The sequence below is a fragment of the Deltaproteobacteria bacterium genome (genome assembly GCA_009930495.1).
GTDB lineage: Bacteria > Desulfobacterota > Desulfovibrionia > Desulfovibrionales > Desulfomicrobiaceae > Desulfomicrobium.
This window is the reverse complement of the sequence record RZYB01000417.1, coordinates 1-1326: the sequence shown is the minus strand read 5'-3', so window position 1 is coordinate 1326 and position 1326 is coordinate 1. Positions and strand designations below refer to the sequence as shown.

Below are 1326 nucleotides of genomic sequence, written 5' to 3'. Positions count from 1 at the left end.
GTCCGGGCAAAGGCCTGCATGGGCGCGCGGACATTGTCGAGCACACTCATGCCCGAAAAGAGCCGGATGTTCTGGAAGGTTCGGGCCATGCCCAGGGTGGCCACCTTGTGCGGCGGCACGCCGAGAATGTCCTGGCCGGAAAAGGCGATGCGTCCGGCACTGACCGGCGTGATGCCGGTGATCAGGTTGAAAAGGGTGGTTTTGCCCGCGCCGTTGGGGCCGATGAGTCCGAAGATTTCGCCGGCGCGGACTTCGAAGCTGACGTCGTTGACGGCCATGAGGCCGCCGAACGCGCGGGACACGCCTTCAAGATTCAAGATGGCGTCCATCAGGCCACCTCCGAAGGCTTGCGGCGCAGTCCGGCCAAAAGGCCGGCGAGGCCTTGGGGCAGGTAGATGCAGGCCACGACCAGAACCACGCCGTTGATGATCAGCCGGGCATCCTTCAGGGGGCGCAGCACTTCGGGCAGGGCCACGAGCAGGGCCGCGCCCAGGAGTGGCCCCCAGATGGAGCGGGCGCCGCCGATGAGCACATAGGCCAGGCAGGCGACCGAGGCGTCGAAGCTGCTCTGGCGGGCGTTCCAGGTATTGAGGAAGGGCGCGCTCATGGCCCCGGTGATTCCGGCCAGGCCGCAGCCGATGGCGAAGGCCCGGACTTTTTCGAAGGTGGTCGGGATGCCCATGGCCTGGGCGGCCAGTTCGTCCTCGCGGATGGCCATGAAGGAGCGCCCGGTCGTGGTTTTGGTCAGACGCCAGGAAAAAAGGAGCATCAGGATGAGCAGCGGCCCGAAAAACCACAGGTAGGCCAGGCGGCTCTCGAAGGGCTGGGGAATGCCGAACAGGCCCACCGCCCCGCCGGTGACGTCCAGCACCAGGACCACGACATTGACGACCTGGACAAAGGCGACCGTGGCCAGGGCCAGATAGATGCCCTTGAGGCGCAGGGCAGGAATACCGACCAAAATTCCGAGCAGCACGCTGGCCACGATGGCGAAAAGCCATTCCACGGGATAGATGGCCCACCCCAGGGCCTCGCGCCAGGGAGCGAAAAAGGCGTTGGTGCCCATGATGGCCGCGATGTATCCGCCCAGGGAATAGAAACCGATGCTGGCCAGGGACAGCTGGCCGGCCATGAGCGGGTACCACAGGCTCATGCCGAGCAGGGCCTGCTGGATGATGGCCACGAGAAGAAATCCGTAGTTGTCGAGAAGCATGTCTAGACCTTCTGGATGATGTGGCGGCCCAAAAGGCCTTGAGGCCGGGCCAGAAGGATGACGAAGAGCATGATGAAGGCCACGGCCTCCTTCATGGACGAATAGTCGGCGGG

The 1326-nt window shown here is 64.6% G+C and carries 3 protein-coding genes; all 3 read right to left on the bottom strand.

What is annotated here, in order from left to right:
• A partial coding sequence (locus EOL86_15150; GenBank protein ID NCD26906.1) for an ATP-binding cassette domain-containing protein occupies window positions 1-329 on the bottom strand: 329 nt, incomplete at its 3' end.
• Window positions 329-1213 (bottom strand): branched-chain amino acid ABC transporter permease, encoded by an 885-nt coding sequence (locus tag EOL86_15145; protein ID NCD26905.1) that lies wholly within the window; start codon window positions 1211-1213, stop codon window positions 329-331. The genes EOL86_15150 and EOL86_15145, both read right to left, overlap by 1 nt.
• 2 nt (window positions 1214-1215) lie before the next feature.
• A partial coding sequence (locus tag EOL86_15140) for a branched-chain amino acid ABC transporter permease (GenBank protein ID NCD26904.1) occupies window positions 1216-1326 on the bottom strand: 111 nt, incomplete at its 5' end.

Coding starts and splice junctions, on each gene's coding strand:
- EOL86_15145 (NCD26905.1), bottom strand. CDS start 1,213: ATGCTTCTCGACAACTACGGATTTCTTCTCGTGGCCATCATCCAGCAG.